Here is a 16,685-nt window from a genome sequence, read left to right on the forward strand (position 1 = left end):
ATGGTTTAGTAGCCGGGGTTTTGTACCAGATTTCTGTTGACAGCAAGGTCGCTGGTTGGGATAGGGAACAACAGGTTCCTTGGGTTATCGGTTGGTTTCAGTTGCCATGGAGTGAGGAACTTACCGAACCGGATGAGGTCCTGTCTTCTCCAGCCTTCCCAGTACAGTTCACGGCCTCTTTCGTCCAGGAGGGTGCTGAGGTCGAGTGCTCCCAGAGAGGAGGCGCTGCGCGCTGTTCTGAGTTCATTTACCAGTGCCAGTGCGCCGGCTGCGTCTCCGGTGCGGAGCAACGCTTCTGCTTTCATCAATACTACATCAGCATAGCGGAAGAAGACGTAGTCGTTGCTGGCTTCGTTGTTATCTTTTGATTTATCGGAAGTATAAAAATCCGGTACGTATTTGATTACCCTGATACCGGTCACTTCCAGATTGTTACCGGATTCTTTGAGTTGTACATCCCGGGTGAAGGCCAGCGGGTTGTCTTTTCTGTCTTTCAGCGGGTTGTGGTGAGCATCGTATTGCTGGCCGATGAGGAAGCCTACGAGCATACCACTGGTGTCAGTAAGTCCGGTGTAGGCACCGCCTCTTCTTCTGTCTGAAGCTTCAAATTTATCGTAGAAGTCAGACAGAGTGGCAAAGCCATTCCAGCCGCTTGGGTTCATGTTATAGTGCACGGTGAATTTCCAGCGGGCATAGGTGGCGTTACCATTGCGGACAGTGCTGAAGCCAGGGCCATTCTGCTGGGTGAAGATGTTTTCTTTGGATTTCACATCATTATCACGGGCGAAGTTGTCGAAGTAGTCGGTGCCCAGGTTATAGGCGCCGGTAGCTTTGATCTGGTCTGCCAGCTGTATCACCTTTTGCATATCGGCTGCATCAAAAGTGGGTGCTGCTCTGTTCAGGAAAGCACCTTTGTTGAGATAACATTTCATCAGCAGGAAACGCACGGCGTCCTGGTTGGCCACGTAGGCAGCGGTAGCCGGACGGGTGCCCAGGTCGCCCTGTATGGCGTTTAATTCTGCAATGATAAAGTCCAGTGCTTCCTGTGCTTTCATCACTTTAGGTGCATTCAGCAGGGTATCTGATGGATTTCTGAAAGGTACCTGACCCCAGAGGTCCAGCACGGTGAACATTGAGAGGGCGCGCAGAAAGCGGGCTTGTGCAGCCTGGTTTTTATCGGGTTTAAAATTCAGTACGTTGGTGGCACTGAATTGTAAGGTCAGCAGATTGGTGAATGCATTTTGAATGTGGGCATGGTCTGCATTCCAGGTATGTTCATGCAGGGCACGCCATACGCCATTGTCGTCCCAGTCGCCGCCACGGGTGGGGCCTACGGTTTCATCAGTGCTCATCTGGGAGAGCCCCCAGGTATTACCAAAGTCCTGGTAAGGCATCTGAAGGTTGTCGTAAGCTCCTTTTAACAGGGCAGGCACTTTGATCACGGAGTCGGCTTGGTTCTTGGTGAGCGTGGAGCCAAGCTGTTCATTCAGACTGCAGGCCTGGAAGCCTACTACAGAGGCAATTACTAAAGCGGATCGGAAAATATATTTAGTCATGATAGTAGTTTTTGTGTGAATGGTTTATAAAGAGAACAGGAGACCCAGCATCACCGTTCTGGCGGTTGGATAGGGTGAGTACTCAATACCAAAGGAGGTAACTCCATTCACATTTTTGTCTGTATTTACTTCCGGATCGAAGCCAGTGTATCTGGTGATTACAAAGAGGTTCTGGCCGGTAGCATATACAGAGGCGTTTTTCAGGACACGGCCCACATTACCGATGTTGTAGGTAAGAGTGACGTTATCCAGTTTGAAGAAGCTGCCGTTTTCCAGGTAACGGGAAGATACTGTGATGGGGTTGGAGAGGTTTTCTCCGTTGCCCAGCAGCGCCTTGGCGATATTTCTGGAACCGATGTTGCCGATAGGCAGTACGGTATTGGCGGTGTTGTTATATACCTGATGGCCGAAGGCGCCATGGCCGCTGGCTGCGAGTATCCATTTTTTGTACACCAGTTCTGTATTCACGCCCAGCAAGGTTTTGGGGTTGGGGTTGGTGAGATAGTACAAGGTATTGCCATTGTCGGCATAGATGCCCTGACCTTTATCATCGAAGCCCTGGAACTTACGTACGTAGAAGGTATTGAGCGGATAGCCGTTGGCGAGTCGCTGAGCGGTGGCACCGGAAACACCTTGTCCGCTGATGGAGCCGGTGAGCACAGGAGGACCATCATAGTTTTTCAGCTCATTACGCAGGGCGGTAGCGTTCACACCCAGTGTCCAGGAGAGCTCTTTTTTACGAATGATATCTCCTTTCAGGGATATTTCCACGCCTTTGTTGATCACATTACCGGGGAGATTGATCCAGTAGGTGGAAGCAGGTGCGGGTTGAATGGCGGGGAAGTTGAACAGCAGATTGCTGGTGTTTTTGTAGAAGTAGTCGATATTACCATAAATACGGCTGTTTACCAGACTGAAGTCTACGCCTGCATTGAATTGTTTGGAGGTCTCCCATTTGAGGTTGGGGTTGGCCACATTCGAGAGTGCGGCGGCTCCGGAAGCACCCAGCCCGTATTGTTCCTGGGCTGCGCCGGCAGGAAATTCCTGGTTGCCGGTAACACCATAACCCACTCTCAGTGCGAGGTTGTTGATGGTACGGTTGTTTTTCAGGAAGTCTTCACCAGTAAGGTTCCATTTGGCGGCAAAAGACGGGAAGTAACCGTATTTGTTGTTAGACCCGAATTTGCTGGAGCCATCGGCCCTCATAGTACCGGTGATGATATATTTTTCATAGAAGTTGAGGGTCACCCTTCCGAAGAATGACTGCAGCTCTGAACTGGGATTACGGAAGGAACTCATGAAAGTGTTGGCCTGTGAAGGAGCCTGCAGGATGTCAGTGTATTTTACTGCATAAGTAGGGAAACCGTTGGCGCCCAGACCCATACCAGAGTAGTCAAATTTCTGGTACTCCTGTCCTACCATGGCGCTGAGGCTGAAGGCAGAAGTCAGTTGTTTGTTGAAACTCAGGGTGTTATTGAACAACTGAGTAGTCAGTTCTGCATTACCGTAGTAGGCCTGTCCCTGTTTGTTTATACCTGCAATATTGATAAAGGAAGCTACCTGCGATTCACGTTTGCCTACCTGATGGTTGATGCTGTAGAGTGCGCGGTATTCCCAGTTGTCGTTGAATTTATAGTACGGAGAGATACTGGCGAGTACATAGCTGATATTGACTTTATCGTCGTAGGCTTGTGACATGGCCAGCGGGTTTACGGACTTACCTTCATCGAGGATATTGAGGGAACCGTCGGCATTTCTGATATTCATGGTAGGGTTCCACTGGAGGGCCATACCGATGAGGCTACCGGTAAAACCGGCATCGTTGGTGATGGGGGCCAGTTGTTCAGTTGTTTGAGCCGCCATGATGTTATAATCGATACCGAGTTTTTTGCTTTCGAGGAATTTATTCTGACCATTGAGGGTGGCGGTATATTTTTTCAGGCCGGATTTTTTGATGATACCTTCCTGGTCGGTTACGCCGAAGGAAGCTCTGTAACGGCTGGTTTCACTACCACCGCTCATGGCGACGTTGATATTGTGAGTGATGCCGGTGCGGAGGATAGACTTCATACCATCGGAGCTGCCGCCAAAATCGCCGCCGGTTTGGTTGTATGTTTTGAGGGCGGCGCGGTATTCATCTGCGTTGAGTACCGGGAGTTGTTTCATAATGCTGCTGGCACCTGCGGAGTAGCTCACATCCAGACGGGTGGCGCCGGGTGTACCTTTTTTAGTGGTGATGATGATGACACCGTTGGCACCGCGGGAACCGTAGATGGCGGTGGCGGAGGCATCTTTCAACACGTCCATGGAGGCTATATCGTTGGAGTTGATGAAGTTGAGCGGGTTGGCGTCAGGAGTCTGGCCCAGTCCACTAACGTTGATGGCGGGGCGTGCTACCCGTCCGTCCAGCGGAACGCCGTCTACTACGTACAGGGGCTGGTTACCTGACCTTACGGAAGATACACCCCTTATACGTACAGTAGTAGAGGCGCCGGGGGCTCCGCTGTTATTGAGCACCATCAGACCGGATACTTTACCTTGTATCAGCTGGTCGGGGGCGGTAGTAATACCGCGGTTAAATTCGCCGGCTTTCACCTGGGAGATGGCGCCGGTAATATCTTTTTTACGGGTGGTACCATAACCTACCACCACTACATCAGTGAGGGTAGTGTTTTCGGCTACCAGCTTTACCGTTACATTCGTTTTGTTGACAATGTTGATTTCCTGGGCTGTCTGGCCGATAAAGGAAATGATCAGGGTGGTGGCATTCGGTCCTACTGATACTTTGAAGTTACCATCCGGGTCTGTGGTGGTACCGCTTTGAGTGCCTTTGATCTGCACGGATGCGCCAGGGATAGCGGCGCCTTTTTCATCGGTTACCTTACCTGTCACGGTCCGGTTCTGGGCCATGGCCAGCCCCTGTAACAACAGCAGGAGTGAGCATAGGAGGAGATGTCTGAAAAGTCGTGTTTTCATCATAATGTGGATTTTTTGAGCAGTGAAAGAGCTGCCCGGTTTTACCGTGGATTTAATACATTATAAAACAGTAGTTGCTGCATGTGGAGGCTCGCTCAACATTTTTGAACAACGTGGATCAAGTGAAATAAATGGTTTTTACGTGGGTGGCTTAATGCCTTACATCTAATTGGCGTTTAAATTCAGAATTTTGGTTTTACGCTTCCTGTTTGTCAAAGTAAGAAAGCAATGTTTAGGTGAACAACTTATACAAGGTAAATATAGAAAATAAAAGGCTATTTTGAGTAGTTTAAAAATGTATAATATTGATAGTCAGTTACGTATAAACATATATATTTTTTGTATATATTGATACTTTAAGTCCTTTTCAGCGTGTTTTCAGAGTGCTTTTATTGCCATAATCCGGTCTTCGAACTCCTCATTAGGGACCAATGACCGTTTTTTGATTTTGGTTTTATAAGCGTAAATCGTGTTGACAGAATACTCCAGGATGCGGGCAATTTTTTCATTATCAGAGATGCCTATACGAATGAGGGCGAAGATCCTGATATCGGTATTCAGTAATTCATTTTCCTTAAGCACCACCTGGTTGCCTTTTTCAAACAGGGCATTAAATTCTTCCACAAAATGGGGGAATATCTTCAGAAATACCCGGTCAAAATTGGTAAAGAGGTCTTCCCGCTCCTGACGGATATTAATATTGCTGACCAGATATTTAAGCTCTCCGGGTTTGTTTTCGGCCAGTTTCTGCTCCAATGCCTGTTTGATTTTTTCAATTTTGCTGATGTAGGAAGCGGTAATATTGAAGCAATAACCAACATATTCTTCCTTGATCTTATTGGCTTCGAGCAGCTGACTATTGATTTCCTGTTGTTTGAGATGAGCGGCAGTGATGATTTCCTGGGCTGTTTTCAGTTTCCTGACCTGCCGCGTTACAATAACTGCCAGCATAATGACGGCTATCAGCAACAGGGTTACAATGGCGGCATAGATCAGCAATGATCTGGTCCTTTCTTCCGCGGTATTTATTCTTTCCTGCTCAATGATGGGTAAAATACTACTAACCTGTACTTTTCGTTGCCTTGCTCCATAAAATACTGCTTCTGCGATGGCTTTTTCAATAAAACGGGAAGCGTTTTTGATATCACCTTTTTCGAACAACAGGGTGGCCAGGGTATACATGGCCATGGTTTCCTTGGTAGAGGATCTGATATCAGCGATAGCTGAGCGGTACATCAGTTCGATAGCCGTATCGGTCTGGTGGGCATGGAGGTAGATATATCCCAGTGTACAGGCAGCCACGGCCAGCTGCCGGTAGTTGAGCCCGGGCTGATTAAGATCGGGATAGTTGTTACGGGCGGCTGTGGGGTTACCCATTTTATAAAACTGCAGCCCCTTATTGTATTTATATTCAAAAGAAGAAGGCGACATCAGGTGAAGGGCGGAATCCATATATACACTACCCTGGTGTATATAGGCGGGTGAGTAGTACCGGTCCTGATTGTAATCGGCCAGGTCATAGTAAAACCGGCTTTTCATCAGATAAACCTGTGTACGGATACTATCGGGCATACCAGTAACGTCTATACTATTGAGAAAAGCGGAAGTTTCGGTAAACATACCCGATGACAACAGAATAAAACCAATGCGGGTACGGGCGTAAGTAAGCCGCAGCGGGTCCTGCAGCTCTCCGGCCAGCTTTTCCATCAGCCGGGCATACACGAAGGCGGAGTCAAAATTAAACACCTTGTATTCTTCATAAAGCTGTTGGTATATACGGTACCGGGTAGCCGGATCAGCACCTGCGTTGGCAAGGGTATGTTTGATGCTGTCTATACCTTTTACCTTCATGGCATCATAAACAGGGGCTTTTTCGATGCTGCGGTTCAACTCCTTCAACAAGCTATCCTGTGGAGGTTTTCCAAATACATTCATCAGCAAAGTCAGCAAAACAAGCAGGCAGCCTAAAATACGCGTCATAAAATTGGATGATAAAAGTCACTGGTGACGCTAAATTTAAGCGACTTTTTTGAAATTATCGGAACCCGTGTTACCGGGGTTTTAACCAGTTTTCTTCAGACTATAGTTTAGCGTGCTTTGAATAGGTTGTTTGTCCTTGTCGAGTTGCTGGAGCTCGTTCTCTCCTACTTTCTTGTAAAAGCGTTGCAGATTCTGGTCCTTATCGGGGTTGAGCTGGATAATGACAGCATCCGGATTGTCGGATGGGCTGGGTAATATCACATAAATGCCATCGCTGTTAAAGGTCTGGTCTTTTCCTTTTACTCCCTGGTAAACTTCTTTCAGTTTAAAAAACTGACCACCGCCAGGGCCTTGTTCTTCAAGGCTCAGGGTGGTGAGGATACCGTTGCAGTCTGCACAGGGTAAGGTGCCGGTGTAGTTGATCCAGGTAGATTGCGGGGGCAAGCGGGTGCTGGCGGTGTTTCCAGGTGTTTTGGCCGCGTGGTGGGGTTGCCGGCATGCAAACAGTACAAGCCCGGTTATTATAAGGAAGTATCTCATACAGGAGGTTTTTCCCCGTATAACAACCAGGCGCGTCATTTAGTTAAGGCAGGGTATCAGGGCACCAGCTCAAACACAAAAAACTGACTTTCTTCTGCTGCGGAAAAGTTGTTGTCTGCCACAAATACCAGGCTTTTATGGCCATTGGGCAGTACGGGGCCGAAAGTTACCCCTTCAATATTATCAATATATTTCCCCAGTGTGGCAAAATCAAAAAGTAAGGATTTGGTAACAGGCTTTACTCCGGTGGCTGTTTTCAGGGAATTGATCCGGCTGACATCTGTTGCCTGGTCTATGTTGACGATGAACACTTTAACCGTACAGTCTTTTACGCCGGAGGAGAAGGACCTTTCTATTGACAACAGCTGATGTTCAGACAATACCATGATATCGGAAATGCCGTTCACTTTAAAGGCGTTGGCGGGGATAGCGGGATGGGCTACTGGCTCCAGCCGGTAAGCATATTGGGCTACAGGTTGGCGGGTGTTGTTGTCAAATTTTATGATACGGGTAATAGCGGTGGTATCTCCTACATCAGCTCTGGGGCCGTCTTCATAGCGGGGTTCTTCCAGGCTTACGAAGGTATAACGATAGTCGGGTGTGAAGCCGAGGCCTTCGAAAGCTCCGTTGCGGCGGGGACCATTGTCTGTGGCCTGCATCCGGAAAGCGGGCGGCAGTGCGAAAGAATCAAGATAATGGCCATCGGGTGAGATTTCATAGACACCGGGATTGGTGAGGATGGTGTCTTTGGTATTAACGATACGTTCTCCTTCACTGCTCCATACAAGGCAGCCTTTTTTAGCATTGTAGCGCAGTGCCTCCGGATCGGGTGTGAGAGCCGGATTTACTTTTGCGCCCGGATAGGTGCTGCCATCTTTTTGAAGGAGGTTGGTCACGTTGGTAAAACGAATGCTATCGAATGACTGTGCCGTGAAATACAGTTTGGCGGTATAGAAGCGTGCAGGCGCCAGTTCAGAGCGGTCGTCGCAGATCATGTAATACTGTTGTCCGGAGACATCGTAGTCTATACCGGACAGGCCGCCGATGACGGTGCCTTTGAAGGGCATATTATGTGGAATGATCTGTTGGCCGATGAGGCGGAGACGGCCGAAATTGTTGGCGGTAGCGGTCGTTGCTTTGCGGGTGCTGGCACAACTGGTGATAGCTGCTGCAGCAATCGCCAGCAGGAAAAAACGGATTTTTTTCATGGCGGCAATTTAAGCAAAAGGGGCTAACAAAAAATTGCGGACAACGTTGTGTCCGCAATCTATAAAAATGTAGTTCATTGGCAATAGCAAGCTCACACCCCTCTTCCTCTTATTATATTGATCAGGATGGCAATAATGGCAAGTACTAATAAAGCATGTATTAAAGCGCCGGCGGAGTATACAAAGAACCCCACTGCCCATCCTATTATGAGTATCACTGCAATCAGATATAAGAGATTGTTCATGTTTTAAGGCATTTGTTCTCCAATTAATATTTAAAATGTATGCCAACCCGCTTAAATGCCTTAAATACAGCCATATGTGGGCTATTGCAGGACTCTCTGGGTGTGGAAGCTATTCCACCATACGAGAAAAAAAAGGACGGACTGAGCAGGGGGCTGCCATTGGAAAGCATTGTAACAAAAAGAGTTTGCAAAGTGGTCACATTTTTGGGACATGTTAATATTAGGGCAGGCTATTTTTTAATCATAAAAACGTATTGATCATGCAACAGCAGGAACCGCTAGAAGAAATACTAAGCGACCTCGTCAAGATTAATAACGACCGGATAGAAGGATACCAGCAGGCTATTGCAGCAACGGATGATGCAGACTTGAAAGCCTTATTTCAGCGTATGATTGATGACAGTGTTCGTTATGCTGACGAGCTCAATGCAGAACTGCTGGCCCTAGGTGCTGAGAAATGTACAAGTACTACACCTTGTGGTAAGTTATACCGTGCGTGGACGGAGCTTAAAACAATTTTTACCGGACAAGACCGCCATGCTATTCTTTCTTTTTGTGAATATGGTGAAGATGCAGCTCAACGGGCCTATAGCAGTGCTTTCAAAACAGAAACGTCTATGCCCTACCGGATACGGGAGCTGATAGCAGACCAGCAGAAACTCCTGCAAAATGACCATGATATCATCAATGCCTACAGAAACGTACAAAAGATAGTATATTAAACCAACCTTTCGGGGTTGGTTTTTTGTGCAGGAAAAATGCCAATTGTTCATTTTGTTCAAAATGGAGCAAAATACGGTTGTTCAGGAATAGCGATTTACTTTTGAGTAGCGGTATTCCAATCATACTTATTTTTATAAGTAATATGGCAACTACGGGATTTTTCGGTACAAGGCTGCTTCTTCATCGTGAAGCAGCCTTTTTATTTATCCGGCAACTGAGACTGAAGAGACCGATGATAAGCCGGGTTTTAAAAACAGGGAATTGTGTTCACGCTGACACACTTTTATTCATTTTGTTCATTTTTATTGCTCTGCTTTTTTGTACCATTAACCATCCTATCTTTAATTGATTGAGAGAAGTTACAACCTTGTAATATTGCTTTTTTAACCAACTATGAAAACAACAAAGGTGGCCATAATAGCCACCTTTGTTATTTTAACCGAATACCTTATCCCAGTCTTTCCATACCGGCTCATATCCTTTCTGTTTGAGCATCTGCGCGATAGCTACCGCACTTCGTTCATCCGATATTTCAAATTGTTCCAGCGACTGATGATCAGTAGCATAACCGCCGGGATTGGTGCGGGAGCCAGCACTCATACTGGTAATACCCAGCCGGATAACATGATCCCTGAAGGATTCCCTTTCTCTGGTGGAAAGGCTTAACTCCACTTCCTGGTTAAACAGGCGATACGCACAGATCAGCTGTACCAGCTCCCGGTCGTTCATTTCCACTTTAGGAGCGAGGCCCCCGGAAAATGGGCGCAGACGGGGAAAAGAGATACTATAACGTGTTTGCCAGTACGTTTTTTCCAGGTATTGCAGGTGAAGGGCTGTGAAAAAACTGTCTGTACGCCAGTCTTCCAGACCGATCAATACACCCAGACCCATTTTATGAATGCCCGCACGTCCCAGCCGGTCGGGTGTTTCCAGGCGATAATCAAAGGATGATTTGCGGCCTTTGGGATGGTGTTTTCTATAATCTTCCTGGTGATAGGTTTCCTGATATACCAGTACAGCATGCAGGCCCAGCGGGATAAGTGCCGCATAATCTGCTTCATCCATCGGCTGTACTTCCATGGAGATATTGGAAAAATGGGGACGCAACAACTGCAGGGCGTTTTTAAAGTATTCCAGTCCCACCTGCTGATGTGCCTCACCGGTGACCAGCAATACATGGTCGTATCCCATTTCCTTGATCACGGCAGTTTCTCTTAATATCTCCGCAGCACTGAGGGTTTTGCGGGGAATTTTGTTGTTGAGACTAAAACCGCAATAGGTACAGATATTTTGGCACTCGTTGGACAGATACAGCGGAATATACAGCTGCATAGTATTGCCGAAGCGCTGTAAGGTGCGCTGGTGGCTTATTTCTGCCATTGGTTGCAGATAGGCCGCTGCTGCGGGTGATATCAGTGCTGCAAAATCATTGAGTGTGCGGCGCTGGTTGTGCAGGGCCTGTTCCACATCTGCCGCTGTTTTAGCATAGATGCTTTCCTTTACCTCATCCCAGCTGTATTGTTCAAATATGCTTTTAAACATGACCTTGTTTTTAAGTTATACTTCATCGAGGAAGGCCACCAGCGGGCTGGAGGCTACAGCCCGGGCATTGACGGGTGCCAGTCCTGCTTCATAAGCCATGCGGCCGGCCTCTACAGCTGCTTTAAAGGCAGTGGCCATTTTCACGGGTTCTTTAGCTACGGCCAGCGCGGTGTTGACCAGCACTGCGTCTGCTCCCATTTCCATAGCCCTGGCGGCCTGTGAGGGAGCGCCGATGCCGGCATCTACTATCACTGGCACATTGCTTTGTGCAATGATAATCTCAAGAAAATCGGCCGTACATAATCCTTTATTACTGCCGATGGGAGCGCCCAGGGGCATCACTGCGGCGGTGCCCACTTCCTCGAGGCGTTTGCACAGTACCGGATCAGCATGAACATAAGGCAATACGACAAACCCCAGCTTCACCAGTTCGGCCGCAGCCTGCAGGGTTTCTACAGGGTCGGGCATCAGATAGCGGGGATCGGGATGTATTTCCAGCTTCACCCAGTTGGTCTCAAGGGCTTCCCGGGCCAGCTGGGCGGCATATACGGCTTCCCGGGCCGTGCGCACACCGGAGGTATTGGGTAACAGCTGTATATGCGGATGTGACAGATGCGGAAGTATATCGTCTGTTTTATGATGTATATCTACCCGTTTGAGAGCTACGGTCACCAGCTGAGTGCCGGAGGCCAGCAAGGTTTCTTCCATCACCGCAGCGGACGCAAATTTGCCGGTACCTGTAAACAGGCGGGAGGTGAAGGTTTTACCCGCAATGGTCAATGGTTGTATCATCATTGCTGATTTAAAAGTTCATAAATATGCTGCACCAGCGGCTGCCGTGCTGCTGTTTGTGTAATCAGGCCACTTACGGCAATGCCGTGTATACCTGTTTGCAGAATGGCCGGTATATCATCGGTCAGGATACCTCCAATAGCAACAATGGGGATATGTATCTGTTGCTGACGGAGTGATTGCAGGATAGTATGGTATCCTTCCAGTCCGAGTATAGGGCTGAGATTTTGTTTGGTGGTGGTGAAGCGGAAGGGACCCAACCCGATGTAACTGGCGCCGTTTTTAACGTGTACCAGTATATCTTCGAGGGTGTTGGCCGTACCACCTACGATTTTATCAGCTCCTACTATGGCCCTGGCTTCGGCCACGGTCATATCTTTCTGGCCTACATGGACACCGGCGGCATCCACCGCTACCGCGATATGCGGGTAGTCGTTGATGATCAGTGATGCCTGGTATTGATCACATATTTTTTTAGCGGCGATGGCTACCGGCAATATGTTTTCGTGCGTTTCATTTTTGATACGCAGCTGTATCCATTGACAGCCGGCATCGCAGGCTGCCAGGATATTGTCGGTATGACTGCCGGTAGCTGTTTGTTGTGAGATATAATGCAGTTTGTTGATCATATGTGATGGTATCCTGTTAGAGAAACATGACTTGCTAATAATTTTTCCGTGTATACTTTTCCGTTAGTACAGGCATCCGGTAGTGATTGACCCTGGGCCAGACAGGCGGTAATGGCGGCAGACAACACACAGCCGGAGCCGTGTTTGGGATACACCGGACCAGGACCTGCAGGGAACGTATATACGTCGTCTCCGCTGTAAAGCGTGTCTGTGCCGGGTCTACCCTCATGATGTCCTCCTTTCAGCAGTACGGCACACTGGACCGCGAGTTGTTGTGCAGCTTCTTCTCCATCGGTCATGCCAGCCAGTAGTGTGGCCTCGTGATAATTGGGTGTAAGAAGGTACAGTTCAGATAGCAGTTCCTGCCAGGCCTGGTGCTGGATGCTTCCGTGGAAAGTATGTCCGGCGGAGGCTTTGAGCACCGGGTCGAGGATGATATGGATGCCGGGCGACAGGTGTTTGACCGTGCGCACCAGTTCCAGCATACCGTATACATCGGCCATGATACCGATTTTGCAATAGCGGATGCTGTTGGTGGCCAGCAAAGGTCTGGCCTGCGCCAGGATACAGGGCAGCGACAACCACTCCACCGAAATGAAGTCGCTGGCTGTTTGCACGGTGAGGGCGGTACATACGCCCAGTCCGTACACGCGGTGCTGTTCAAATGTTTTGATATCTGCCAGCAGGCCGGCTCCACCGCTGGGGTCGAGGCCTGCAAAGCTCATTACGGATGGTCGTTGCTGTTCCATTGTGCCTGAATACGCTGATAATTGTTGACCGCCTGTTCCGGTTGTTGCCAGATAGCGCCCAGCAGGGCGGCGCCATCATAATGCCAGTCTTTTAACCTGCTGATGTTGCTGGCATCGATGCCTCCCATGCCTAACACCTGCCTTCCCTTTTTATCGGGAAGGGGTTGTGCAAAGCGGCCATTGTAGCCTGCTTTGGATATGCTGTCAAATACGGGGCTTAACAGCAGTGTGGTAAACTGTGGTGCCATGGAAGTGATGTCTGCCATATCATGGATACCTGTGCTGCAATTCCTGTAGCGTTGCAGACAAAGCTGTAACTCTCTGCAGTTCATGCTTTCCCGTACTTTACCACTTAGGTGGAGGCCTCCCACCGGAAACCGCTGACATACCTGAAAGTTATCGCGGACAATGATGCGAGCATAACAGGATGGGTCTGTTTTGTCCAGCAAGGCCATGTATTCCCTCGGTTGCCAGCTTGGCTTTCGTAGCAGGATACGATGGGCTCCTGCCTGCAGCAGGTCCGCGATTATTTTTTCTTCTTCGTATATGCGTTCTGGTGAGGTGATGATCCAGATCATACGGATGTGTTTTTTATTGATATATCTCGCCACCTTGAGCCGTAAATGCTTTTGATTGCTCTGTCATGCCGGCTTCCAGTGCTGTTGTTTCATCGAGTCCCTGTTTGGCAGCGAAGTCACGTACTTCCTGGGTAATTTTCATAGAGCAGAAGTGAGGGCCGCACATGGAGCAGAAATGGGCGATTTTGGCGCCTTCTGCAGGCAGCGTTTCGTCATGGAAAGAGCGGGCTGTTTCCGGATCCAGGGAAAGGTTGAACTGGTCTTCCCAGCGGAATTCAAAACGGGCCTTGCTGAGGGCGTTGTCGCGGTGTTGTGCACCAGGATGGCCTTTGGCGAGATCGGCAGCATGTGCCGCGATTTTGTAGGTGATAACACCTTGCCGTACATCTTCCTTGTTTGGTAGGCCCAGGTGTTCCTTGGGCGTAACATAACACAGCATGGCGGTACCAAACCACCCTATCATGGCGGCTCCTATGCCGGAAGTGATATGATCGTAGCCGGGAGCGATATCCGTAGTGAGAGGACCAAGTGTGTAGAAGGGTGCTTCATGGCAGTGTTGCAGCTGTTTGTCCATGTTTTCTTTGATAAGATGCATGGGCACGTGACCCGGACCTTCTATCATTACCTGCACCTGATGTTTCCAGGCTATTTTGGTGAGCTCTCCCAATGTTTCGAGTTCTGCAAACTGGGCGGCATCGTTGGCATCGGCGATACTGCCGGGACGAAGACCATCACCCAGTGAGAAAGAAACGTCGTGGGCTTTCATGATTTCACAGATCTCTTCAAAGTGGGTATAGAGGAAGTTTTCCTTGTGGTGAGCCAGACACCATTTAGCCATGATAGAGCCGCCACGGGATACTATGCCTGTTGTTCGTTTAGCCGTCAGCGGTATATAACGAAGTAATACACCTGCATGAATGGTGAAGTAGTCTACACCTTGTTCTGCCTGTTCGATAAGGGTGTCGCGGAAGATTTCCCAGGTAAGGTCTTCTGCTTTACCGTTCACTTTTTCGAGCGCCTGGTAGATAGGTACTGTACCAATGGGCACCGGGGAATTGCGGATGATCCACTCTCTTGTTTCGTGAATGTTTTTACCGGTGCTGAGGTCCATGATGGTATCGGTACCCCAGCGGCAGGACCATACGGCTTTTTCCACTTCCTCCTCTATGCTGGAGGTCACGGCGGAGTTGCCAATGTTGGCGTTTATTTTTACGAGAAAGTTACGGCCAATGATCATGGGTTCACTTTCCGGGTGGTTGATGTTGGCGGGTATGATGGCGCGTCCGGCGGCCACTTCCTGTCTTACAAATTCGGGTGTGATGAGTTTGGGAATATGGGCGCCCATGCTATTGCCCGGATGCTGATGCCAGAGCGGGTCGTTTTCCCGGAAGAGTTTGTCTGCGTATTGATTTTCGCGGATAGCGATATATTCCATTTCGGGGGTGATGATGCCTTGTTGCGCATAATACAACTGTGTCACATTTTTTCCGGGAAGTGCGCGGAGTGGTTTGGCGCTGATGCTCATTTGTGGCATGTTATCGCCTTGTTGCTGCAGTTGTCTGACGTAGGGACTGGTGTATTGCTGCAGCTGTTCCACATCTCCCCTGCTGCTGATCCATGATTCGCGCAGTCGGGGTAGTCCGCGGGTAACGTCGATGTTAATGGCGGGGTCGGTGTAGGGACCGCTGGTATCGTATACGATCACAGGTTCATTAGGGCTGGCGGTGCCATTGCGGCCATTAGTGCGTGTATCCGTTAAGGTTATCTTTCTCATAGCCACCTTTACGGGGTGGATCGTTCCGCTAACATAGATTTTTTCTGAAGCGGGGAAGGGAGTACGGCTGATGGCCGCGGGTTTTTGTTGCATGATGTAAGAATTTTTGGACATGGGAATCGCGCTTCCGTTTGATATAACGGAAAAGGGTAAACGAAGAAAAATTAATACAGGTTTTATCCGCCCTGCGTGGCGCGGATAATGGTTATACTATCGGCGTTTTGTAATGGTTGCTGGTCCCAGTTGTTTTTGGGGACCACCTGATTGTTGACCGCGATAGCGATACCTTTTTGAGCAGAGAGTTGAATAAACTGTAATAGGGCAGCAATAGTTATCCCTTGCTGCACCGCATAAAGTTTATTGTTTACAAGGACTTCCATGCGTGTTGGAATTTAAGTGAAACAATAAACTTTAAGGATGTGGAAGATGAGAAAGTTCAGTTACTTTTCCCTACGGCAGTATGAACTGCTTCAGGTACTGAGGGTATCATCTCAGCTTATCCCTGTTCAGGATAAACACCCCTAAAGTGATTGTAAAAGTAAAAGAAAAAATGATAATGGAGAGGGAATATTATTTTTCTGCGAGGGCTGCTGGTTTGGAGTGGGCAAAAAATATGGGTTGTATATAGTCGTAATTCGTAATTTAGTTTCATGCTAAGGAAACAGTTACCGTCACTATTGCCATTTTTATTGTTATTAATTGCCTGTAAGCAGAAAGCCGGCAGGGCACCGGAAGAGGTAGCTCATGACAGCAGCCTGATAGTTATAACAGATAGCAGCAATGCCGGCGTTACCGACAGCATCGCTGCTGTAACTGATACACTGCATATTGATGCAGCTAAGCTCATAGGGAAATGGATACAGCCCGTAGCGGGCCTGGATAAGGAAATGCAGGGATTTCAACTGCGCAGTAACGGGACAGCCCGCTCTATTAACATGTACACGCTGATATATGAAAAATGGGCGCTGAATAACGACACACTGTTATTGTGGAGCCATTCGGAGGGAGTAAAGGATACTGCTGCCATTGTGGACACCACTATTATCAGGGAGTTGTCAGATACATCGTTGGTATTGTTTCCTATAAAAGCTGCTGAGGGCTATACGGACAGGTACCGTCGTCGCCAATAAACCTACTCAGCTATAAATCTGCCACAGTCCTACCAGGCAGGCTACTACCGACATGAAGATGCCGGCGGCGGCGAGCTGCATATCATCGATGTTTTTTCTGCCGATAAAGAGGGAAATAAGACCGAGTATGCCAGCTACAACACCGGATGTAACGGCATAGGCGGGCGTTTTGGTAGTAAAGGCAAATGCTGCGGCGATAACGCCGATTACCAGTGCAGCAATGCAGGTTGTTTTTGTGAGTGTGGTTGAGTGTTGCATATATA

Annotated in this window: 16 protein-coding genes and 1 riboswitch; of the genes, 2 read left to right on the forward strand and 14 right to left on the reverse strand. The window is 48.6% G+C overall.

The window, feature by feature from the left end; translation table 11 throughout:
* Positions 1 to 5 precede the first annotated feature (5 nt).
* The 6 genes from KD145_RS19905 to KD145_RS19930 form a co-directional block, all read right to left on the reverse strand.
* Positions 6 to 1,556, reverse strand: coding sequence for a RagB/SusD family nutrient uptake outer membrane protein (locus tag KD145_RS19905; protein ID WP_212001090.1), 1,551 nt, complete (start codon positions 1,554 to 1,556; stop codon positions 6 to 8).
* A gap of 24 nt (positions 1,557 to 1,580) precedes the next feature.
* Positions 1,581 to 4,535 carry a SusC/RagA family TonB-linked outer membrane protein gene (locus KD145_RS19910; protein ID WP_249219458.1) on the reverse strand — a complete coding sequence of 985 codons (2,955 nt, stop codon included), beginning with the start codon at positions 4,533 to 4,535 and terminating at the stop codon, positions 1,581 to 1,583.
* Between the two features lie 375 nt (positions 4,536 to 4,910).
* Entirely contained in the window at positions 4,911 to 6,512 is a 1,602-nt protein-coding gene (locus KD145_RS19915) for a DUF6377 domain-containing protein (RefSeq protein WP_212001091.1), read from the reverse strand.
* Positions 6,513 to 6,593: 81 nt separating this feature from the next.
* Positions 6,594 to 7,052 carry a copper resistance protein NlpE gene (locus tag KD145_RS19920; protein ID WP_212001092.1) on the reverse strand — a complete coding sequence of 153 codons (459 nt, stop codon included), beginning with the start codon at positions 7,050 to 7,052 and terminating at the stop codon, positions 6,594 to 6,596.
* A 56-nt stretch (positions 7,053 to 7,108) separates the two neighbouring features.
* Positions 7,109 to 8,260, reverse strand: a complete 1,152-nt coding sequence (locus KD145_RS19925) for an esterase-like activity of phytase family protein (protein WP_212001093.1) — start codon at positions 8,258 to 8,260, stop codon at positions 7,109 to 7,111.
* A 92-nt stretch (positions 8,261 to 8,352) separates the two neighbouring features.
* The gene (locus KD145_RS19930) at positions 8,353 to 8,505 is read right to left on the reverse strand and encodes a lmo0937 family membrane protein (RefSeq protein ID WP_212001094.1); all 153 of its coding nucleotides are present in this window, start codon (positions 8,503 to 8,505) and stop codon (positions 8,353 to 8,355) included.
* Between the two features lie 260 nt (positions 8,506 to 8,765).
* On the opposite strand from KD145_RS19930, the gene KD145_RS19935 reads away from it, so the two are divergent.
* The gene (locus tag KD145_RS19935) at positions 8,766 to 9,227 is read left to right on the forward strand and encodes a PA2169 family four-helix-bundle protein (RefSeq protein WP_212001095.1); all 462 of its coding nucleotides are present in this window, start codon (positions 8,766 to 8,768) and stop codon (positions 9,225 to 9,227) included.
* A gap of 436 nt (positions 9,228 to 9,663) precedes the next feature.
* Here KD145_RS19935 and thiH read toward each other — a convergent pair whose 3' ends face one another.
* The 7 genes from thiH to thiS form a co-directional block, all read right to left on the reverse strand.
* Positions 9,664 to 10,770, reverse strand: a complete 1,107-nt coding sequence (thiH, locus tag KD145_RS19940; RefSeq protein WP_212001096.1) for a 2-iminoacetate synthase ThiH — start codon at positions 10,768 to 10,770, stop codon at positions 9,664 to 9,666.
* 15 nt (positions 10,771 to 10,785) lie between these two features.
* On the reverse strand, positions 10,786 to 11,562 hold the full coding sequence (locus KD145_RS19945; protein ID WP_212001097.1) for a thiazole synthase: 777 nt from the start codon (positions 11,560 to 11,562) through the stop codon (positions 10,786 to 10,788).
* On the reverse strand, positions 11,562 to 12,191 hold the full coding sequence (locus KD145_RS19950; protein WP_212001098.1) for a thiamine phosphate synthase: 630 nt from the start codon (positions 12,189 to 12,191) through the stop codon (positions 11,562 to 11,564). The genes KD145_RS19945 and KD145_RS19950 overlap by 1 nt, the downstream gene beginning before the upstream one ends.
* Positions 12,188 to 12,940 (reverse strand): hydroxymethylpyrimidine/phosphomethylpyrimidine kinase, encoded by a 753-nt coding sequence (locus KD145_RS19955; protein WP_212001099.1) that lies wholly within the window; start codon positions 12,938 to 12,940, stop codon positions 12,188 to 12,190. Before KD145_RS19955 ends, KD145_RS19950 begins: the two co-directional genes overlap by 4 nt.
* Positions 12,916 to 13,518, reverse strand: coding sequence for a thiamine phosphate synthase (locus KD145_RS19960; protein WP_212001101.1), 603 nt, complete (start codon positions 13,516 to 13,518; stop codon positions 12,916 to 12,918). The genes KD145_RS19955 and KD145_RS19960 overlap by 25 nt, the downstream gene beginning before the upstream one ends.
* A 13-nt stretch (positions 13,519 to 13,531) precedes the next feature.
* Positions 13,532 to 15,385, reverse strand: coding sequence for a phosphomethylpyrimidine synthase ThiC (gene thiC, locus KD145_RS19965; RefSeq protein WP_308219029.1), 1,854 nt, complete (start codon positions 15,383 to 15,385; stop codon positions 13,532 to 13,534).
* Between the two features lie 83 nt (positions 15,386 to 15,468).
* A complete protein-coding gene (gene thiS / locus KD145_RS19970; RefSeq protein WP_212001104.1) occupies positions 15,469 to 15,672 on the reverse strand; it encodes a sulfur carrier protein ThiS in 204 nt (67 codons plus the stop codon).
* A gap of 50 nt (positions 15,673 to 15,722) precedes the next feature.
* Positions 15,723 to 15,825: riboswitch (TPP riboswitch) on the reverse strand.
* Between the two features lie 117 nt (positions 15,826 to 15,942).
* Here thiS and KD145_RS19975 point away from each other — a divergent pair.
* Entirely contained in the window at positions 15,943 to 16,422 is a 480-nt protein-coding gene (locus tag KD145_RS19975; RefSeq protein ID WP_212001105.1) for a lipocalin family protein, read from the forward strand.
* A 6-nt stretch (positions 16,423 to 16,428) separates the two neighbouring features.
* Here the strand turns inward: KD145_RS19975 and KD145_RS19980 are convergent, their stop codons facing one another.
* A complete protein-coding gene (locus tag KD145_RS19980; protein WP_212001107.1) occupies positions 16,429 to 16,680 on the reverse strand; it encodes a hypothetical protein in 252 nt (83 codons plus the stop codon).
* Positions 16,681 to 16,685: the final 5 nt, after the last annotated feature.

Origin of the sequence: Chitinophaga sp. HK235 (assembly GCF_018255755.1) — a bacterium.
Taxonomy (GTDB): domain Bacteria; phylum Bacteroidota; class Bacteroidia; order Chitinophagales; family Chitinophagaceae; genus Chitinophaga.